The sequence below is a fragment of the Pseudomonas sp. 8(2025) genome (assembly GCF_052665325.1).
On the sequence record NZ_JBQOIE010000021.1, the window covers coordinates 62,664 to 80,464 of the forward strand.

The 17,801-nt window shown below is 66.5% G+C and carries 14 protein-coding genes; all 14 read left to right on the forward strand.

Annotated elements, in window-relative coordinates; all coding sequences use genetic code 11:
• Positions 1-119: 119 nt before the first annotated feature.
• Positions 120-1,364 carry an exonuclease SbcCD subunit D C-terminal domain-containing protein gene (locus ACUXVH_RS28525; RefSeq protein WP_065363907.1) on the forward strand — a complete coding sequence of 415 codons (1,245 nt, stop codon included), beginning with the start codon at positions 120-122 and terminating at the stop codon, positions 1,362-1,364.
• Positions 1,361-4,681 (forward strand): AAA family ATPase, encoded by a 3,321-nt coding sequence (locus ACUXVH_RS28530; RefSeq protein WP_445496512.1) that lies wholly within the window; start codon positions 1,361-1,363, stop codon positions 4,679-4,681. Before ACUXVH_RS28525 ends, ACUXVH_RS28530 begins: the two co-directional genes overlap by 4 nt.
• Complete coding sequence (locus ACUXVH_RS28535) at positions 4,678-5,298, forward strand: glutathione S-transferase (protein ID WP_065363905.1); 621 nt, start codon at positions 4,678-4,680, stop codon at positions 5,296-5,298. Before ACUXVH_RS28530 ends, ACUXVH_RS28535 begins: the two co-directional genes overlap by 4 nt.
• Before the next feature lie 395 nt (positions 5,299-5,693).
• Positions 5,694-7,610 carry an HAF repeat-containing protein gene (locus ACUXVH_RS28540; protein ID WP_065363904.1) on the forward strand — a complete coding sequence of 639 codons (1,917 nt, stop codon included), beginning with the start codon at positions 5,694-5,696 and terminating at the stop codon, positions 7,608-7,610.
• Positions 7,611-7,738: 128 nt separating this feature from the next.
• Entirely contained in the window at positions 7,739-8,380 is a 642-nt protein-coding gene (locus ACUXVH_RS28545; protein ID WP_065363903.1) for a DUF1345 domain-containing protein, read from the forward strand.
• Between the two features lie 80 nt (positions 8,381-8,460).
• On the forward strand, positions 8,461-9,300 hold the full coding sequence (locus ACUXVH_RS28550; RefSeq protein WP_015635414.1) for an AraC family transcriptional regulator: 840 nt from the start codon (positions 8,461-8,463) through the stop codon (positions 9,298-9,300).
• A gap of 50 nt (positions 9,301-9,350) precedes the next feature.
• Positions 9,351-9,962 carry a LysE family translocator gene (locus tag ACUXVH_RS28555; RefSeq protein ID WP_065363902.1) on the forward strand — a complete coding sequence of 204 codons (612 nt, stop codon included), beginning with the start codon at positions 9,351-9,353 and terminating at the stop codon, positions 9,960-9,962.
• Between the two features lie 127 nt (positions 9,963-10,089).
• Positions 10,090-11,031 (forward strand): choline ABC transporter substrate-binding protein, encoded by a 942-nt coding sequence (locus tag ACUXVH_RS28560; protein ID WP_065363901.1) that lies wholly within the window; start codon positions 10,090-10,092, stop codon positions 11,029-11,031.
• A gap of 88 nt (positions 11,032-11,119) precedes the next feature.
• Complete coding sequence (locus ACUXVH_RS28565; RefSeq protein WP_011061016.1) at positions 11,120-12,052, forward strand: alpha/beta hydrolase; 933 nt, start codon at positions 11,120-11,122, stop codon at positions 12,050-12,052.
• A gap of 142 nt (positions 12,053-12,194) precedes the next feature.
• The gene (locus ACUXVH_RS28570) at positions 12,195-13,211 is read left to right on the forward strand and encodes a LacI family DNA-binding transcriptional regulator (RefSeq protein ID WP_065363900.1); all 1,017 of its coding nucleotides are present in this window, start codon (positions 12,195-12,197) and stop codon (positions 13,209-13,211) included.
• Between the two features lie 66 nt (positions 13,212-13,277).
• Positions 13,278-14,060, forward strand: coding sequence for a sugar phosphate isomerase/epimerase family protein (locus tag ACUXVH_RS28575; RefSeq protein ID WP_065363899.1), 783 nt, complete (start codon positions 13,278-13,280; stop codon positions 14,058-14,060).
• Positions 14,053-15,015 carry a sugar kinase gene (locus ACUXVH_RS28580; RefSeq protein WP_065363898.1) on the forward strand — a complete coding sequence of 321 codons (963 nt, stop codon included), beginning with the start codon at positions 14,053-14,055 and terminating at the stop codon, positions 15,013-15,015. Before ACUXVH_RS28575 ends, ACUXVH_RS28580 begins: the two co-directional genes overlap by 8 nt.
• A 137-nt stretch (positions 15,016-15,152) precedes the next feature.
• Positions 15,153-16,448, forward strand: coding sequence for an MFS transporter (locus tag ACUXVH_RS28585; protein ID WP_015635407.1), 1,296 nt, complete (start codon positions 15,153-15,155; stop codon positions 16,446-16,448).
• An 18-nt stretch (positions 16,449-16,466) separates the two neighbouring features.
• Positions 16,467-17,453 (forward strand): 2-hydroxyacid dehydrogenase, encoded by a 987-nt coding sequence (locus ACUXVH_RS28590; protein ID WP_015635406.1) that lies wholly within the window; start codon positions 16,467-16,469, stop codon positions 17,451-17,453.
• Positions 17,454-17,801: the final 348 nt, after the last annotated feature.

Genomic DNA, 17,801 nt, shown 5'->3' on the forward strand with positions numbered 1-17,801 from the left:
GGCGGCGCCGGGGCATTTGCCACGGCTCGGGCATGAACACGCATTTGCCAGTAAACTCTCTGCCCTTTCGCCGCGGTCACCCTTATGTGCGGCCAAGCCTTTTGCATGCGGAGCCTGCCTTGCGTCTGTTTCACACCTCCGACTGGCACCTGGGCCAGAACCTCCACGGCCAGGAACGCGACTTCGAACACGCCTGTTTCCTGGAGTGGCTGCTGCGCCAGCTCAAGCACGAACAGCCCGATGTGCTGCTGATCGCCGGCGATATCTTCGACACCGTCAACCCGCCGGTCAGCGCCCAGGAGCGGCTCTACGACTTCATCGTCAGCGCCCACGAGCAGCAGCCGGCCCTGACCGTCGTGATGATCGCCGGCAACCACGACTCCGGCTCGCGCATCGAGCTGCCGGCGCCCCTGATGCGCCGCCTGCGCACCCACGCCCTGGGCCGGGTGCTGTGGCTGGACGACGGCCAGCTGGACGCCGAGCGCCTGCTGCTGCCGCTGCCCGACGCCAGCGGCCAGGTCGCCGGCTGGTGCCTGGCCCTGCCGTTCCTGCGGCCGGCGGAAGTCACCGGCCGCCAGCTGGGCGACGACTACCTCAAGGGCATCGCCCAGGTCCACGAATGGCTGATCGCCGCGGCCAACGCCAAGCGCCAGCCGGGCCAGGCCCTGGTCGCCGTCAGCCATGCGCACATGGCCGGCGGCTCGGTCTCGGAAGATTCCGAACGCAGCCTGATCATCGGCAACGCCGAGGCCCTGCCCGCCAGCCTGTTCGGCCCGGACATCAGCTACGTGGCCCTGGGCCACCTGCACAAGCCGCAGAAGGTCAACGGCGAGGAGCGCATCCGCTACAGCGGCTCGCCGATCCCGTTGTCGTTTTCCGAGATCGGCTACCAGCACCAGATCCTCGACGTGCGCCTGGACGGCGAGACCCTGGTCAGCGTCGAACCGCGGCTGATTCCCCGCGCGGTGAACCTGCAACGCCTGGGCCCGGCGCCCCTGGGGGAACTCCTGACCCAGCTCGGCGAGCTGCCGGACATCGACCTGTTGGCCGAGGAGCAGCGCCAGCCCTGGCTGGAAGTGCGGGTGCGCCTGGACGAGCCCCAGCCGGACCTGCGCCAGCAAGTGGAAAGCGCCCTGCAAGGCAAGGCCGTGCGCCTGGTGCGGATCGCCGCCGAATACGCCGGCAAGGGCGCAGGTGACGGTGAAGAGGCCAGTGCCGAGCTGATCGAGCTGGACCAGCTGACCCCCGAAGAGCTGTTCCGCCGCGCCTGGCGCGACGCTTACGCCAACGAGGTGGACGAAGCCACCCTCAAGGATTTCGCCCTGCTGTTGCAGGACGTCCAGCAAGAAGGTGAACAGCCATGAAGATCCTGGCCATCCGCCTGAAGAACCTGGCCTCCCTGGCCGGCCCCTTCGAGATCGACTTCACCGCCGAGCCCCTGGCCAGCGCCGGGCTGTTCGCCATTACCGGGCCCACCGGCGCCGGCAAGAGCACCCTGCTGGATGCCCTTTGCCTGGCGCTGTTCGGCGCGGTGCCGCGGCTGAACAATATCGGCCGCGAGACCAAGGTCCCCGAGGTCGACAGCGAGATCCTCACCAGCGACCCGCGCACCCTGCTGCGCCGCGGCACCGGCAGCGGCTATGCCGAGGTGGATTTTGTCGGCATCGACGGCCGTCGCTACCGCGCCCGCTGGGAAACCAACCGCGCCCGCGACAAAGCCACCGGCAAGCTGCAAGGCAGCCGGCAGAACCTCACCGACCTTGACAGCGAACAGCTGCTGAGCAACCAGAGCAAGAGCGAATACAAGCAACTGATCGAGGCCCGCCTGGGGCTCAACTTCGAACAGTTCACCCGGGCGGTGATGCTGGCCCAGAGCGAGTTCAGCGCCTTTCTCAAGGCCGACGACAAGGAACGCAGCGAGCTGCTGGAAAAGCTCACCAACACTGCGGTCTACAGCCAGTTGGGGCGCCGCGCCTACAGCAAGAGCAAGGAGGCCGAAGACGCCCACAAGGAGCTCAAGGCCCAGGCCAGCGGCATCAGCCCGCTGGAGCCCGAGGCCCGGGCCGAGCTTGAACAGCAGTTGAGCCAGGCCCAGCAACAGCTCAAGGAGCAACAGGCCCAGCTCAGGCAGTTGGAAGCCCAGCACGCCTGGCTCAAGGAACTGCGCCAATGGCAGGAAGCCCGGCAGAGCGCCGCCGAACAACTGCAAGCGGCCGAACAGGACGCCCAGGCCCTGGCCCCGGAGCGCCTGCGCCTGCAACGCCTGGAGCAACTGGCGCCGCAGCGGCACCAGTTCCTGCGCCAGGCAGAGCTGGGCGCCAGCCTGCTGCCGTTGCGCCAGCAGATCCAGCAGCAGGTCGAACAGCAAGGCGCCCTGCAACAACAGCAGGAACGCCTGCAACAGCAACTGCAGGACGCCGGCACGGCCCTGTCCCAGGCCCAGGAACAGCACAGCACCAGCGCCCCGTTGCTGCGCGAAGCCTTTGCCGAACAGGCCAACCTGGAGCGCCTGGGGCAGAGCCTGGCCCAGGCCGAGGCCCAACGCAGCCGCGCCGAGCAGGCCAGCACCGAGGGCCAGCAAGGCATCCAGCAACTGCTGGAAAAACAGCGCCTGGTGGGCGAACGCCTGGAGCGGATCGCCGGGCAACTGGCCCACAGCGTCGCCCTCGCCCCCTTGAGCGACGCCTGGAACGCCTACCGCGAACGCCTGCAACAGCTGATGCTGATCGGCAATCGCCTGCACCAGGGCCAGGCCGAACTGCCGGCCCTGGAACAGCGCGCCAGCAGCGCCGCCCAGCAACTGAGCGAGCAACGCACGCAGCTCGAACTGCTCTACAGCGAAGCCGGGGCCGAGCCCCAGGCGGTGGCCGAGCAGATCCAGTTGCTCGGCACCCTGCTCCAGGACAACCGCAAGCAGCAGCGCGCCGTCGAAGAGCTGGCCCGGCTCTGGGCCCAGCAACGCGAACTGGACCAGCGCGGCCAGGCCCTGCAGGACAGGCAGCAGGCGGTGGCCGCCCAGCAGAAGGAATTCCTCCAGCAGCAGGAACAGCTGGCGAGCCAGATGCAGGCCCTGGCCCCAAGCCTGCAAGCCCACCCCTTGAGCGCCAGCCTCCTGGACCAGGACCCGCCCAAGCGCGACGCCTGGCTGCAACAGCAACTCGACCAGCTGCAGCAGAGCATCACCCAGGACGAAAACCGCCAGGGCGCCCTGCTGACCCTGCAAAAAGATGCCGCGCGCCTGCAAAACCAGCTGCAGGCGGCAATCGACGCCAGCCAGCAGGCCGCCCAGCACCTGGACAAGCAACAACAGCAACTGAGCGCCGACCGCCAGCGCCTGGACGAGGAACTGGCCAGCTTCAGCCACTTGCTGCCGGCGGAGGTCCTCGACGGCCTGCGCCGCGACCCGGCCAGCACTTTCATGCAGCTCGACCAGCAGGTGCTGCAACGCATCGAGCAACTGCGCGAGCAGCAGGAAGAGGCCGAAGAACAGCAACAGCGCCAGCTGACCCTGGAAAAGGAACAGGACCGCCAGTTGACCCGCCAGCAACAACTGGCCGAGGCCCAACAGCAGTTCGACACCCTGCACCAGCAGCAACAGGCCTGCCAGCACAGGCTCGCCGAACTGCTGGGCCAGCAGCCCAGCGCCGAGCACTGGCAGCAGCATCTGGAGCAAACCGTGGACCAGGCTCGCAGCGCCCAGGCCCTGGCCCAGCAACAGCAGCAGGCGCTGCACCAGCAAGCGATCGAGTTGGGTGCCGAGCTCAAGGCCCGGGAAGAACGCCTGCAAGCCCTGGAAAGCGAACAACAGCAGCTGGCCGCCAGCATCGAGCAGTGGCGCGCCGGGCACCCGGAACTGGATGACGCCGGCCTGCAACAGCTGCTGGAGCTGGACGAAGAACAGGTGCAGCAACTGCGCCAGCGCCTGCAAGACAACGACAAGGCCATCGAGCAGGCCAAGGTCCTGCTGCAGGAACGCCAGCAGCGCCTGGAACAGCATCAGGCCCAGCACAACGGCAACCTGGAGACCGAACAACTGGCCCAGGCCCTGGAACAGCTGCAGCAACAGGCCCAGGCCAGCGAACAACAGGTGGCGGACCTGCGTGCACGGCAAAGCGAGGACCAGCGCCGCCAGGCCGCCAACCAGGCCCTCAACCAGCGCCTTGAACAGGCCTACGCCCAGTGGCAGCGCTGGGCCCGGCTCAGCGCCCTGATCGGCTCGGCCGAAGGCGACAAGTTCCGCAAGATCGCCCAGGCCTACAACCTCGACCTGCTGGTGCACCACGCCAATGCCCAACTGCGCCAACTAGTGCGCCGCTACCGCCTCAAGCGCGGTGGCAGCATGCTCGGCCTGCTGGTGCTGGACACCGAAATGGGCGACGAACTGCGCTCGGTGCACTCGCTGTCCGGCGGCGAAACCTTCCTGGTGTCCCTGGCCCTGGCCCTGGGGCTGGCCTCCATGGCTTCCAGCACCCTGAAGATCGAATCGCTGTTCATCGACGAAGGCTTCGGCAGCCTCGACCCCGAGTCCCTGCAACTGGCCATGGATGCCCTCGACGGCCTGCAGGCCCAGGGCCGCAAGGTGGCGGTGATCTCCCACGTACAGGAAATGCACGAACGGATTCCGGTACAGATCAAGGTCAGCCGCCAGGGCAATGGCCTGAGCACCCTGGAGGTGAAATGAGCACGCTGCAAACGCCGGGGGCGACCCTCTACTCCTTCCGCCGCTGCCCCTACGCCATGCGTGCGCGGCTGGCCCTGCGCTATGCCGGGGTGCCAATGCGGATTGTCGAAGTCAGCCTCAAGGCCAAGCCGGCCGAGATGCTTGCGCTGTCGGCCAAGGGCACGGTGCCGGTGCTGGCACTGGAGGATCGGGTGATCGATGAAAGCCTGGAGATCATGCACTGGGCCCTGGCCCAGCATGACCCCGAGGATTGGCGGCTCACGGCGCACCCGACGGCCCAGGCGCAGATGGCGGCGCTGATTGCCGAGAATGACCAGGTGTTCAAGGTGCACCTCAATCGCTACAAATACGCCGAGCGCTACCCCGAAGCGCCCATGGAGCACTACCGGGCCCAGGGCGAGGCGTTTCTGGCGCGCCTCGATAGCCTGTTGCAGCAGCGCCGCTATCTGCTGGCGGAGCATCCGAGCCTGGCGGACATGGCGCTGCTGCCGTTTGTTCGCCAGTTTGCCCATGTGGACCGGGAGTGGTTTGCCCAGACGCCTTATCGCTCCTTGCAGGAGTGGTTGCAGGGGCAACTCGAATCAGAGTTGTTCCTGGCAGTCATGGCCAAACAATAACCTTCACAAGATGCGCGTATCGGCAGCCTCAAATAGATTGAGCTGCCGAAACAACAGGCTTTCAGAATCTTCCTAAAGACTTCATCCGCAACTAATAACTAAACTAACCCGAAACATCAAATTCATATCCAACACAGCAATTAGTTAAACGCCCAGTTACTACCCGCATGTAAGCAAGACAACTTCGACTCACGCCATCGCGCCCGGCCCTAAACCCCAAGCCATCCGGGCGTCACACCCTCATCGCTGCGTAAACCAAGCCTTTACCTCGGCAGTAGCCTGTTCGCCCATAAAAAAATTCCATTACTCAGGCCGCTGTAATCATTTACTTTATCGCCAGGTTCATTACATTGAAATCGCCTTTTGCAACAGCCGCACTAACACTGATCTATGGAATGATTTATTCAGCACAGTCCTGTGCCGACATTACTATCGACCTGAGTTCTTTAGGCGTTGATGACTCCGTCGCCTACGGTGTATCGGCTGACGGCCGTTTCATCGTCGGCACTGAGTTCACGAGCGGCAATCAATATGCGTTCAAGTACAGCGATGCGACCGGCATGGTCAATCTGGGCACACTGGGTGGCAATCAATCCCATGCCAAGGCCGTATCCGCTGACGGCAAGGTGGTCGTGGGGTTCGCCGCCCTCTCCAGTAACCACACTCACGCCTTCAAGCACACCGATGCAACCGGCATGGTCGACCTGGGCACGTTGAGTGGAGAGGGGATGTCAGAGGCGACAGGCGTATCGGCTGACGGCGCGGTTGTCGTAGGCTATTCGTCTGCAACCAATAGCTACTATCGTGCGTTCAAACACACCGACGCGAAGGGCATGATCGATCTGGGCACCCTGAAGGCGGACAACAGCGGCGTCTCCTTTGCCACCGCCGTGTCCGCGAACGGCAGCATCGTCGTGGGATACGCGAATATCGACTCCAGCACAGGCCTGAAACACGCCTTCAAGCACACCGACGCGAGCGGCATGATCGATCTGGGCACCCTGGGAGGGCAGACCTCACTGGCATTCGGCATCTCCGCTGACGGCCATGTTGTCGTGGGAACGGCCCAGACAGCTACAGGCGACACTCAAGCGTTCAAACACTCTGACACCACCGGCATGGTCGGCCTGGGCTCATGGGGTGGCCCTTCCTTTGCTTATGGCGCTTCTGCCGACGGTCGCGTCGTCGTGGGTACAGCTGCGACGGCCACTGGCGATCCCCATGCATTCCGGCACACCGATGCCAGCGGCATGGTCGACCTGGGCACCCTGGGTGGTGGAACGTCATCGGCGACCGGCGTCTCCGCTGACGGCAATGTTGTCGTGGGTATCAGCCTTACGGGCGAAGGTGCCACGCACGCCGCGCTATGGAAAATCACCGAAACAGGTTCCCACCTTGTCGACCTGGACAACACCCGCACCGCCATGGCCAAGAACGCCAATCGAGCCTGGGGGATGCTCGATTTACGCAGCGAACAACTGGCTCGATTGATGAGCCAGGAATGCCAGATCGACAGTGGCTCGTTCTGTATCGGTGTGGGCCCAAGCTACAGCCGCAACGGCGTGGCCGGGCAGACCAGCATGAGCCTAACCCTGGGGGTTCGTCCCACCGAGCATCTGCGCCTTGGCGTCACCCTGGATCAGGACCTCGATCGGCAACTGCCGGACAACTACACCAAGGCAGGGTCGGCAGCACCGGCGGTCGCCCTCTTCGCCGCCGTTGATGAAACAGGCCACGGGCTGGGTTGGCAGGGCCGTGTGGCCGCAGCCTATGTGTCTTCCAAGGTCGATATCACACGCGAACAACTGGCTTACACCGAGGCCGGCCAAGGACGTTCGAGCCTGCGCGGCAAGTCCTTGAGCATCGAAGGCGCCTACGGCGTGATGCTCAATGCAATGACCCTGACGCCGTATCTGGGCCTCAGCCAGACTCAGGTCAGCCGCCAGGGCTATCGTGAAAACAGCGGCGCGGTGTTTGCAGCCAGCTACGCGAAAATGGGCCGCACGACCACCAGCCTGAACCTCGGTGTGCGGGGCGCCAAAAAGCTCACCCGGCAGCTGGAACTCAGTGCCAACCTGGAGCTGACCCAGGACCTGCGCAACAAGCGCGATGCCTTTCACGCCCAAATGGAGTACCTGGGGCGCTACACCTACCAGGCCGGAAAACAGCACGACGCTCGCCTGGGGGCCGGCACGGGAGTGAGCTATGCCCTGAACGAACACAGCGCCGTGCATACGGGCGTGTTCTGGGCGCAGCAACCAGGTGGCAATGATGTGACCGGCATTCAGACAGCCTTCACTTATCAGTTCTGATAGCAGCCTGCCCCACCGGCCGGAGTTCGAGGCCGGCCGGGGATGCGGGTGCACGTTCGCCATTGGGCGGGCCCGGGAGCCAAGCACCATGCTAAGGTTTGGCCACTTCCACTCTCGCGAAAATGCCCATGTCCGTCGTCATCCGCACCCACCCCCGCTTGACCATCGGCGTCCTGATCGGCTGCGCCATTGGTCTGCTCGCTCCTGCCCAGAGCCTGACCGGCAAGATCCTCATTGGCTGGAACGCCGCTGTCTGGAGCTACCTGGCACTGATGTTCTGGCTCACCGTTCGGGCCCGGGCCGATGAGGTCAGGCGCATCGCCGAAGCCGAGGATGAAAACGCCGGCCTGGTGCTGTTGATCGTCTGTGTGGCGGCCATTGCCAGCCTGGTGGCGATCACCCTGGAGCTGGTGGGCAGCAAGGACCTGGACAGCACCCAGCGCCTGGTCCACTACGGCTTCACCGGGCTGACGGTGATCGGCTCGTGGCTGCTGGTGGGGGTGATCTTCAGCCTGCACTACGCGCGCCTGTACTACACCTGGGACGGCAAGGAACCGGCGCTGCGCTTTGCCGAAGGCCCGACCAACCCGGACTACTGGGACTTCCTGTATTTCTCCTTCACCATCGGCGTGGCGGTGCAAACCTCGGACGTCGGCGTGGCCACCCGCGAGCTGCGCAAGATCGTCCTCGCCCAGTCGCTGATCGGCTTTCTGTTCAACACCGCGATCCTCGGTTTCTCGATCAATATCGCCGCCGGGCTGTTCAGTTGAGGCTGCACAAAACTTCTAGACCCCAGCCCTGGCACCGGCGTTAACTGCCAGGGTTGCCGCCACGCCCCACGGACCGCCCCATGACCACGCCCAACTGGATCGACCTGGCCCAGGATGCCGACACCGGCATCGAGACCCTGCGGGCCCATTTCACCGGCCACGCCTATGACCCGCACTGGCACGACAGCTACCTGGTGGGCGTCACCGAGCAAGGGGTGCAGCAGTTCAACTGCCGCCGGGCCCGGCACCAGAGCACGCCGGGCAAGGTGTTCCTGCTGGAACCGGGGGAAATCCACGACGGCGAGGCCCCCACCGAGGGCGGCTTTACCTACCGCATGCTGTACCTCGACCCGCAGTGGCTGGAGCGCGAACTGGGGGCGCTGTTCGCCGAGGCGCCGGCCAATGCCCAACTGGCATTCGGCAGTACCCTGGCCAGCGATCCGCGCCTGGCCCGCGCCACCAGCGCGGCCTTTCACAGCCTGCACCATGGCGAGTTGCGCATCGTCCGCCAGAGCGCCCTGGACCAGTTGCTGGAACAACTGACCGGGCACTTGCACTGGCGCCGGCGCTACGCCCAGGACCCGCGCCTGCCGCTGGTGGCGCAACGGGCCCGGGACTACCTGCATGCGCACCTGGCCCAGGACCTGAGCCTGGAAGCCCTGAGCCAGGCCTGCGGGGTCGACCGCTTTCGCCTCAGCCGCGCCTTCAAGGCCGCCTTCGGCCTGCCACCCCATGCCTACCTGGTGCAACTGCGCCTGAGCCGGGCACGCCGCCTGCTGGCCGGAGGCGCAGCGCCGGCCGAGGTCGCCACGGCCCTGGGCTTTGCCGACCAGAGCCACCTGGGGCGCTGGTTCATGCGTGCCTACGGGCTGAGCCCCGCGTTGTATCGCAAGCGCTGCACAAAGCTTCCAGACGCCTGAAAGAACCTGGGCCAGGATCAACTGCCGATCACTTACCGGAGTTGCCTGCCATGCCCCTGTCTCTCTCGACCCTGCTGCCCTTTGTGCTGTTTGCCTTCGTCGCCTCCATCACCCCGGGGCCGACCAATATCCTGGTGCTGAACAACAGCGCCCGCCATGGCCTGCGGGCGGCGCCGCCGATCATCCTCGGCGCGGCGCTGGCCGCGGCCGGGATCGTGCTGCTGGTGGGCGCCGGCCTGGGCGACTGGCTCGCCGGCAGGCCCAAGGTGCAGCAGGCCATGCAGTGGCTCGGGCTGCTGTGGCTCAGCTACCTGGCCTGGCAGATCTGGCAGGCCCCGGCCAGCGCCCTGGATGCCAGTGCCGGGCAGCCGCGCCGCCTGGGGCTGGCCGGCGCCGCCGCGTTGCAACTGGTGAACCCCAAGACCTGGATGATGGCCCTGGCGGTGGTCAGCGTGTTCGCCGGTACCGAAGCCGACCGACAGTGGCGGGCGCTGTGGCTGTCCCTGGTGTTTTTCCTCATCGCCCTGCCGTGCCTGGGCGCCTGGGCACTGCTGGGGGCCGGTTCGTCGCACTGGCTGCGCTCGTCGCGGGCGCTGCAGGCGTTCAATCGGGGCATGGCCCTGCTGTTGCTGGCATCCACCTGGATGAGCCTGTGGGCCTGAGGTCGCCACAGTGCAACGGGCGGTCGCTCCAGTGCCTTTGGCTCGGCACCGGGGCGCTGTAGGGTGGCGCACACGGCGCAACAAGACGCCGCCCCGAACAAAAACCACTGCCCCACGAGAGCCTCCGATGAAAACACCGTTCAAGCGTTGTTTCCTGGCCTGTTGCGCCAGCGCCCTGCTGAGTGCCCCGACCTGGGCCGCCGAGCCCGCCGCCTGCAAGACCGTGCGCATGGGCGTGGTCAACTGGACCGACGTGATCGCCACCAGCGCCATGGCCGACGTGCTGCTCGGCGGCCTGGGCTACGACAGCAAGCAGACCAGCGCGGTGCAGCAGATCATCTTCGCCGGCATTCGCGACCGGCGCCTGGACATCTTCCTCGGCTACTGGAAACCGGCCATGGACCAGAACATCGCGCCCTTCCTGGCCGCCGGGCAGGTCAGGGTCATGGCCCAGCCCAGCCTGGCCGATGCCCAGGCGACCCTGGCGGTGCCGGACTACGTGGCGCAAGCGGGCCTGAAGACCTTCGCCGACATCGCCCGCTTCAAGGAGCAGCTGGGGGGCAAGATCTACGGCATCGAACCCGGCAGCGGCGCCAATACCACGATCAAGACCATGATCGACACCGACCATTTCGGCCTCAAGGGCTTCAAGCTGATCGAGTCCGGCGAGGCCGGGATGCTGGCGGCGGTGCAGCGGGCGATCAACCGCAAGGAGTTCGTGGTGTTCGTCGGCTGGACCCCGCACCCGATGAACATCAACCTGGCCATCACCTACCTCACCGGCAGCGAGGACGTGTACGGGCCCAACGAAGGCGCGGCCACGGTGTCCACGGTGACCGCCCCGGACTATGCCGAGCGCTGCCCCAACGTCGACCGGCTGCTGAAGAACCTGAGCTTCACCGCAGCCCAGGAAAGCCAGCTGATGGTGCCCATCATGCAGCGCCAATCGCCCCAGGAGGTGGCCCGGCAATGGTTGCGCGAGCATCCCGAGGACCTGCAGCGCTGGCTGGCGGGAGTGACCACTTTCGACGGCCGCGATGGCGTGGCAGCGGTCAAAGCGAGCCTGTAGCCACCCTCTGCAGGAACCGGCTTGCCGGCGCAGGCGGTCTCACGGGCCTCTTCGCCGGCAAGCCGGCTCCCACACTCCAGGACTGTCCATGAACCATTACCCGCTTTCTGCCGAGCTGACGGCCTTTGTCCAGCGAACCCTGAGCTACACCAGCGTCGACAGCAGCTTCCAGGGCCTGCGCGACAGCTACGAGCGCATGTGCCGGGCCTTCACCCCGCCTCGCCCGGCCGGGCTGGCGGTACAGGAGCTGCAACTTTCCGGGGTGCCACTGCGCCTGTATCACCCCGAGCGCCCGGCTGCGCCTTCGGGCTGGCCCTGGCTGTTGTACCTGCACGGCGGCGGCTGGGTGCTGGGGGGCCTGGACTCCCACGAGTTCATCACCGCCCGCTTGGCCAGCGAGCTGGGAATACTGGTGATCGCCGTGGACTACCGGCTGGCCCCGGAGCACCCGTTCCCCGCCGCCTTCGACGATTGCCTGGGGGTCTGGCGGGCCCTGGAACAAGGGCTGCTGCCCCTGCCACTGGACCCGCAGCGCCGGGTGCTGATGGGCGACAGCGCCGGCGGCAACCTGGCGGCGGCGCTGTGCCTGGCCCTGCGCGATGCCGGCGAACCCGGGCCGGCGGCCCAGGTGCTGGTCTACCCCGGCCTGGGTGGCGCCGCCAACCTGCCCTCGCGCAGCCAGTGCGCCGACGCGCCCTTGCTCAGCAGCAGCGACCTGGATTGTTTCCAGGCCCTGTACCTGCCCGGCCCGCAGCAGCGCTCGGCCTATGCCCGGCCGCTACTGGCGCAACAGTTCGCCGGCTTGCCCGCGGCCTTTATCGCCCTGGCACAGTTCGACCCGCTGCGCGATGACGGCGAGCGTTATCACCAGCACTTGCTCGCAGCCGGTGGGCAAAGCCAGCTGTACCCGGGCCTGGGGCTGGTGCACGGTTGCCTGCGCGCCAGGGGCCTGGCCCCTGAAGTGGACGCCCTGTACAGCGCCCTGCTGGCCTACCTGGAACAGCACCTGGGCCGCCCCTGAACGCGACCGTTGGTCAGCCACCGACCTGCGTGGATGCTATTTCCTGCCTCTGCACTATTGACGGCCGAAGCGCTTTTGCGGTTTCCTGAAACCGGTTTCAGCGCAACTGGAACCCATAATTCCAAAAACAAGGTCGTCGCCCGTGAATCAGTTTTCCGCCGCCCAGCGCAGCCGCGTCACCATGCTCGATGTCGCCCGCCGCGCCGGGGTCTCCAAGGCCAGCGTGTCGCGCTTTATCGGCGAGGACCGGGCCCTGCTCTCCGATGCCATTGCCCTGCGCATCGATCATGCCATCAGCGAACTGGGCTACCGCCCGAACCAGATGGCCCGCGGCCTCAAGCGCGGGCGCACCCGCCTGATCGGCATGCTGGTGGCCGATATCCGCAACCCCTATTCGATTGCCGTGATGCATGGCGTGGAAACCGCCTGCCGCCAGCACGGCTACAGCCTGGTGGTGTGCAACACCGACCGCGACGACGAACAGGAAGCCCGGCACCTGGCCAACCTGCGGGCCTACAACATCGAAGGCCTGATCGTGAACACCCTGGGCCACCACCTGGAGCAGTTGCAGCAATTGCAGGAAGAGATGCCCATGGTCCTGGTGGACCGCAAGCTCTCGCAGTTGCAGGCCGACCTGGTGGGCCTGGACAACCCGGCGGCGGTGCGCAGCGCCCTCGACCACCTGCAGCAGCAGGGCTATTGCGACCTGCTGCTGGTCAGCGAACCCCATGACGGCACCAGCTCGCGGCTGGAGCGCAGCGCCAGTTTCCAGGCCGAGATCGAGCGCCGTCCGGCCTTGCGCGGCCAACTGCTGGAAACCGGCAGCCACCTGACCAGCCAGTTGCAAGCCTTTCTCGCCGCCCCCGGCCCCGGGCCCAAGGCGCTGTTCTGCGCCAACGGCGTGGCGACCCTGGCCGCCACCCGTGCCCTGCGTGAGCTGGAGTGCCCGCTGTTCGAAGGCGTGGGCCTGATCGCCCTCGACGACCTGGACTGGTACCCCCTGGTGGGCAATGGCATCACGGCCCTGGCCCAGCCCACCGAAGCCATAGGCACCAGTGCCTTCGAATGCCTGCTCAAGCGCCTGCGGGGCGACGATGCCCCGGCGCGAGTGGTGGATTTTCCGGCGCAGTTGATCGTGCGCGGCTCCACCCGGTTGTAACAGTGGGGGCAAGACCCACCACTTTTTTCTCGAACAAAAATGAAACCGGTTTCAGAGGTCAGGAACATGCAGCAATCCCCCGTCTCCATCAGTTTGTCCAGCTACGGCGCAGACCTTGTGCGCGCACAGGGTCAGGCGCATTTCATTCCCCTGGTGGCCGCCGCCGGCGCGTCCTGCATCGAATGGCGCGAAGAACTGCTGACCCATGAGCAGCCCGCCGAGCTGGCCCGCAGCGCTGCGGAGCACGGCCTGGAAAGCGTGTTTTCCTCGCCCCTGGAGTTGTGGCAGGCCGAGCGCAGCGAGCCCAACCCGCAACTGAGCGCCACCCTGCAACGGGCCCGGGAGTTCGGCGCCAAGCGGCTCAAGGTGTCCCTGGGACACTTTCGCGAACACCACGACCTGCGCAGCCTGGCCAGCCTGCTGTTTCGCCAGCCCCTGGCCCTGCTGGTGGAGAACGACCAGACCGCCTACGGCGGGCGCATCGAGCCGTTCCAGCGCTTTTTCAGCGCGGTAGAGGCGCTGAACCTACCGCTGCGCATGACCTTCGACATCGGCAACTGGCAATGGCAGGAGCAATCGGCGCTCAACGCCGCGCGCCTGCTGGGCCGGCACGTGGCCTACGTGCACTGCAAGGCGGTGCGCCTGCGGGTCGACGGCAAGCTGGTGGCCATACCGCCCGGCGCCCCGGAGCTGCATCAATGGGAACAACTGCTGCGGCACATGACTCAAGGTATTACCCGGGCCGTGGAATACCCCTTGCAAGGCACCGACCTGCTGCAAGTGACCACCGAGCAGGTCAGCCTGCTGGCCCACCTTGGCCAATCGCGCCTGGAGCATGCAGATGCCTGATATCGATATCCTCTCGTTCGGCGAAACCATGGCGATGTTCGTTGCCGAACACGGCGGCGACCTGGCCCAGGTCCAGCACTTCCACAAGCGTATCGCCGGGGCCGACAGCAACGTGGCCATCGGCCTGGCACGCCTGGGCTTCAAGGTGGCCTGGCTGAGCCGGGTAGGCAACGACTCCCTGGGGCGCTTCGTGCTCGACACCCTGCGCGCCGAAGGCCTGGACTGCCGTTTCGTGCGCTGCGACCCGATCCATCCCACCGGCTTTCAGCTCAAGTCCCGGGAAGACGGCGGCGACGACCCGCGGGTCGAGTATTTCCGCCGCGGTTCGGCGGCCAGCCACCTGGCCATAGGCGACCTCGACCCGGCCCTGCTGCGGGCCCGCCACTTGCACGCCACCGGCATTCCCCCGGCGCTCTCGGACTCGGCCCGGGAGCTGTCCGGCCACCTGATGCACACCCAGCGCAGCGCCGGGCACAGCGTGTCGTTCGACCCCAACCTGCGCCCCGCCCTGTGGCCCAGCGAAGCGCTGATGATCCGCGAGATCAACCGCCTGGCGGCGCTGGCCCATTGGGTACTGCCGGGGCTCGCCGAAGGCCGCCTGCTCACCGGCCGCGACGACCCGGCGGACATCGCCGCCTTCTACCTGGACCAGGGCGCCGAAGCCGTGGTGATCAAGCTCGGCGCCCACGGCGCCTACTACCGCACCCAGCTGGATGCCGGCTTCGTCGACGGCGTGCCGGTGGCCCAGGTGGTGGACACCGTAGGCGCCGGCGACGGCTTTGCCGTGGGCCTGATCAGCGCCCTGCTGGAAAGCCGCGGCATCCTCGAAGCGGTGCAGCGGGCTAACTGGATCGGCAGCCGCGCGGTGCAGAGCCGTGGCGACATGGAAGGCCTGCCCCTGCGCCACGAACTACCGGAGCACACACCCAGCCTGAAAACCGCCAGCGCCCTGTAGGCGCTGGCTTGCCAGCGAAGACGCCCGCCCGGCGACACATGCCCCAAGGGCCCCTTCGCCGGCCAGCCGGCTCCTGCAGTGACCGAACACCACGAACCACCTGCTGCGACAAAAACAACAAGCTCAGGAGAACTTTCATGGACACGCTCAAACTCGCCACCCGCCGCTGGTGGTACATCATGCCCATCGTCTTCATCACCTACAGCCTGGCCTACCTGGACCGCGCCAACTACGGTTTCGCCGCGGCCTCGGGCATGGCCGACGACCTGCAGATCACCCCCGGCCTGTCCTCGCTGCTGGGGGCGCTGTTCTTCCTCGGCTATTTCTTCTTCCAGGTGCCCGGGGCGATCTACGCGCAAAAGCGCAGCGTGAAGAAGCTGATCTTCGTCAGCCTGATCCTCTGGGGCGGCCTGGCCACCCTCACCGGGATAGTCGCCAACGCCTACATGCTGATCGGCATCCGCTTCCTGCTGGGGGTGGTAGAGGCCGCGGTGATGCCGGCGATGCTGGTGTACCTGTGCCACTGGTTCACCCGCGCCGAACGCTCCCGGGCCAACACCTTCCTGATCCTCGGCAACCCGGTGACCATGCTCTGGATGTCGGTGGTCTCCGGCTACCTGGTGCAGCACTTCAGCTGGCGCTGGATGTTCATCATCGAAGGCCTGCCGGCGGTGATCTGGGCCTTTATCTGGTGGCGCCTGGCCGATGACCGACCCAGCCAGGCGCAGTGGCTGAGCCAGGACGAAAAACGCGACCTGGAAAGCGCCCTGGCCGCCGAACAGCAAGGGATCAAGGCGGTGAAGAACTACGCCGAGGCGTTCCGCTCGCCCAAGGTGATCATCCTCGCCCTGCAGTTCTTCTGCTGGAGCATCGGGGTCTACGGCTTTGTCCTGTGGCTGCCGTCGATCCTCAAGCACGGCGCGCAGATGGACATGGTGGAAGCCGGCTGGCTCTCGGCGCTGCCTTACCTGGCGGCGGTGATCGCCATGCTGGCGGTGTCCTGGGGCTCGGACCGCACCCAGAAGCGCAAGCGCTTCGTCTGGCCGCCGCTGCTGGTGGCGGCCATCGCTTTCTACGGTTCCTACCTGCTGGGGGCCGAGCACTTCTGGTGGTCCTACAGCCTGCTGGTGATCGCCGGGGCCTGCATGTACGCGCCCTACGGGCCGTTCTTCGCCATCGTCCCGGAGATCCTTCCGGCCAACGTCGCCGGTGGCGCCATGGCCCTGATCAACAGCATGGGCGCCCTGGGCTCTTTCGGCGGTTCCTACCTGGTGGGCTACCTGAACAGCGCCACCGGCTCCCCCGGCGCCTCCTACCTGCTGATGAGCGGCGCGCTGCTGCTCTCGGTACTGCTGACCCTGTTGCTCAAACCCGGTGCCGACCAGCCGCAGGCCAAGGCCCTGCCCCTGCGCCGGCGCCTGGCCCACCCTTGAAACGGTCTAGAGAACCCCATGAAAAAACACCTGGTGCTGTACAAGAAACTCTCCCCAACGCTGATGGCCCGCCTGCAGGAGCAGGCGCAGGTGACCCTGATCGAAACCCTCGACGCGGCGGGGCTGAATGCCCTGCGCCAGGCGCTGCCGAGCGCCGACGGGCTGCTGGGCGCCAGCCTGCGCCTGGACGCCGAACTGCTGGACCTGGCGCCCCGGTTGCGGGCGGTGGCCAGCGTTTCGGTGGGGGTCGACAACTATGACATCGACTACCTGACCCAGCGCCGCATCCTGCTCAGCAACACCCCCGACGTGCTCACCGAGACCACCGCCGACACCGGCTTCGCGCTGATCCTGGCGACCGCCCGGCGGGTGGTGGAACTGGCCAACCTGGTGCGCGCCGGGCAATGGCAGCGCAACATCGGGCCGGCGCACTTTGGCACGGATGTCCACGGCAAGACCCTGGGCATCATCGGCATGGGGCGCATCGGCGAAGCCCTGGCCCAGCGCGGGCATTTCGGCTTCGGCATGCCGCTGATCTACCACAGCACCCGGCCCAAGCCCGCGGTGGAGCAACGCTTCAATGCCCAGTACCGGAGCCTGGAGCAACTGCTTGAGGAAGCCGACTTCATCTGCCTGACCCTGCCCCTGACCGAACGCACCCAGGGCCTGATCGGCGCCCGGGAGTTCGCCCTGATGCGCCCCGAAAGCATCTTCATCAATATTTCCCGGGGCAAGGTGGTGGATGAAGCGGCACTGATAGAAGCCTTGCAACAACGGCGGATTCGCGGCGCCGGGCTGGACGTCTTCGAACGCGAGCCGCTGGACCACGACTCCCCGCTGCTGCAACTGCCCAACGTCGTGGCCACCCCGCACATCGGCTCGGCCACCCACGAAACCCGCGAAGCCATGGCCCGCTGCGCAGTGGACAACCTGCTGGCGGCCCTGGCCGGCCAGCGTCCACCGAACCTGGTCAACCCCGCGGCGTGGACCGGCCCGCGCCCCTAACGGCCAGCCTGCGCAGCGCCCCCGAAGAACTCCCTATCGCCGGAAATGCTCATGTAGGAGCTGGCTTGCCAGCGAAGGCGGCCACAAGAGCAGCGCAAGGCTCAAGGGCCTGTTTGCCGGCAAGCCGGCTCCTACGGAGGCAGACGTATCGCCGCGGACGCTCGTGTAGGAGCTGGCTTGCCAGCGATGGCGTCCGCAAGAGCAGCACAAGGCTCAAGGGCCTGTTCGCCGGCAAGCCGGCTCCTACGGAGGAAGGCGTATTGCCGCGGACGCTCATGTAGGAGCTGGCTTGCCAGCGAAGGCGGCCGCAAGAGCAGCGCAAGGCTCAAGGGCCTGTTCGCCGGCAAG

Coding starts and splice junctions, on each gene's coding strand:
- ACUXVH_RS28530 (WP_445496512.1), top strand. CDS start 1,361: ATGAAGATCCTGGCCATCCGCCTGAAGAACCTGGCCTCCCTGGCCGGC.
- ACUXVH_RS28565 (WP_011061016.1), top strand. CDS start 11,120: ATGAACCATTACCCGCTTTCTGCCGAGCTGACGGCCTTTGTCCAGCGA.
- ACUXVH_RS28535 (WP_065363905.1), top strand. CDS start 4,678: ATGAGCACGCTGCAAACGCCGGGGGCGACCCTCTACTCCTTCCGCCGC.
- ACUXVH_RS28560 (WP_065363901.1), top strand. CDS start 10,090: ATGAAAACACCGTTCAAGCGTTGTTTCCTGGCCTGTTGCGCCAGCGCC.
- ACUXVH_RS28550 (WP_015635414.1), top strand. CDS start 8,461: ATGACCACGCCCAACTGGATCGACCTGGCCCAGGATGCCGACACCGGC.
- ACUXVH_RS28545 (WP_065363903.1), top strand. CDS start 7,739: ATGTCCGTCGTCATCCGCACCCACCCCCGCTTGACCATCGGCGTCCTG.
- ACUXVH_RS28585 (WP_015635407.1), top strand. CDS start 15,153: ATGGACACGCTCAAACTCGCCACCCGCCGCTGGTGGTACATCATGCCC.
- ACUXVH_RS28590 (WP_015635406.1), top strand. CDS start 16,467: ATGAAAAAACACCTGGTGCTGTACAAGAAACTCTCCCCAACGCTGATG.
- ACUXVH_RS28575 (WP_065363899.1), top strand. CDS start 13,278: ATGCAGCAATCCCCCGTCTCCATCAGTTTGTCCAGCTACGGCGCAGAC.
- ACUXVH_RS28580 (WP_065363898.1), top strand. CDS start 14,053: ATGCCTGATATCGATATCCTCTCGTTCGGCGAAACCATGGCGATGTTC.
- ACUXVH_RS28555 (WP_065363902.1), top strand. CDS start 9,351: ATGCCCCTGTCTCTCTCGACCCTGCTGCCCTTTGTGCTGTTTGCCTTC.
- ACUXVH_RS28540 (WP_065363904.1), top strand. CDS start 5,694: ATGATTTATTCAGCACAGTCCTGTGCCGACATTACTATCGACCTGAGT.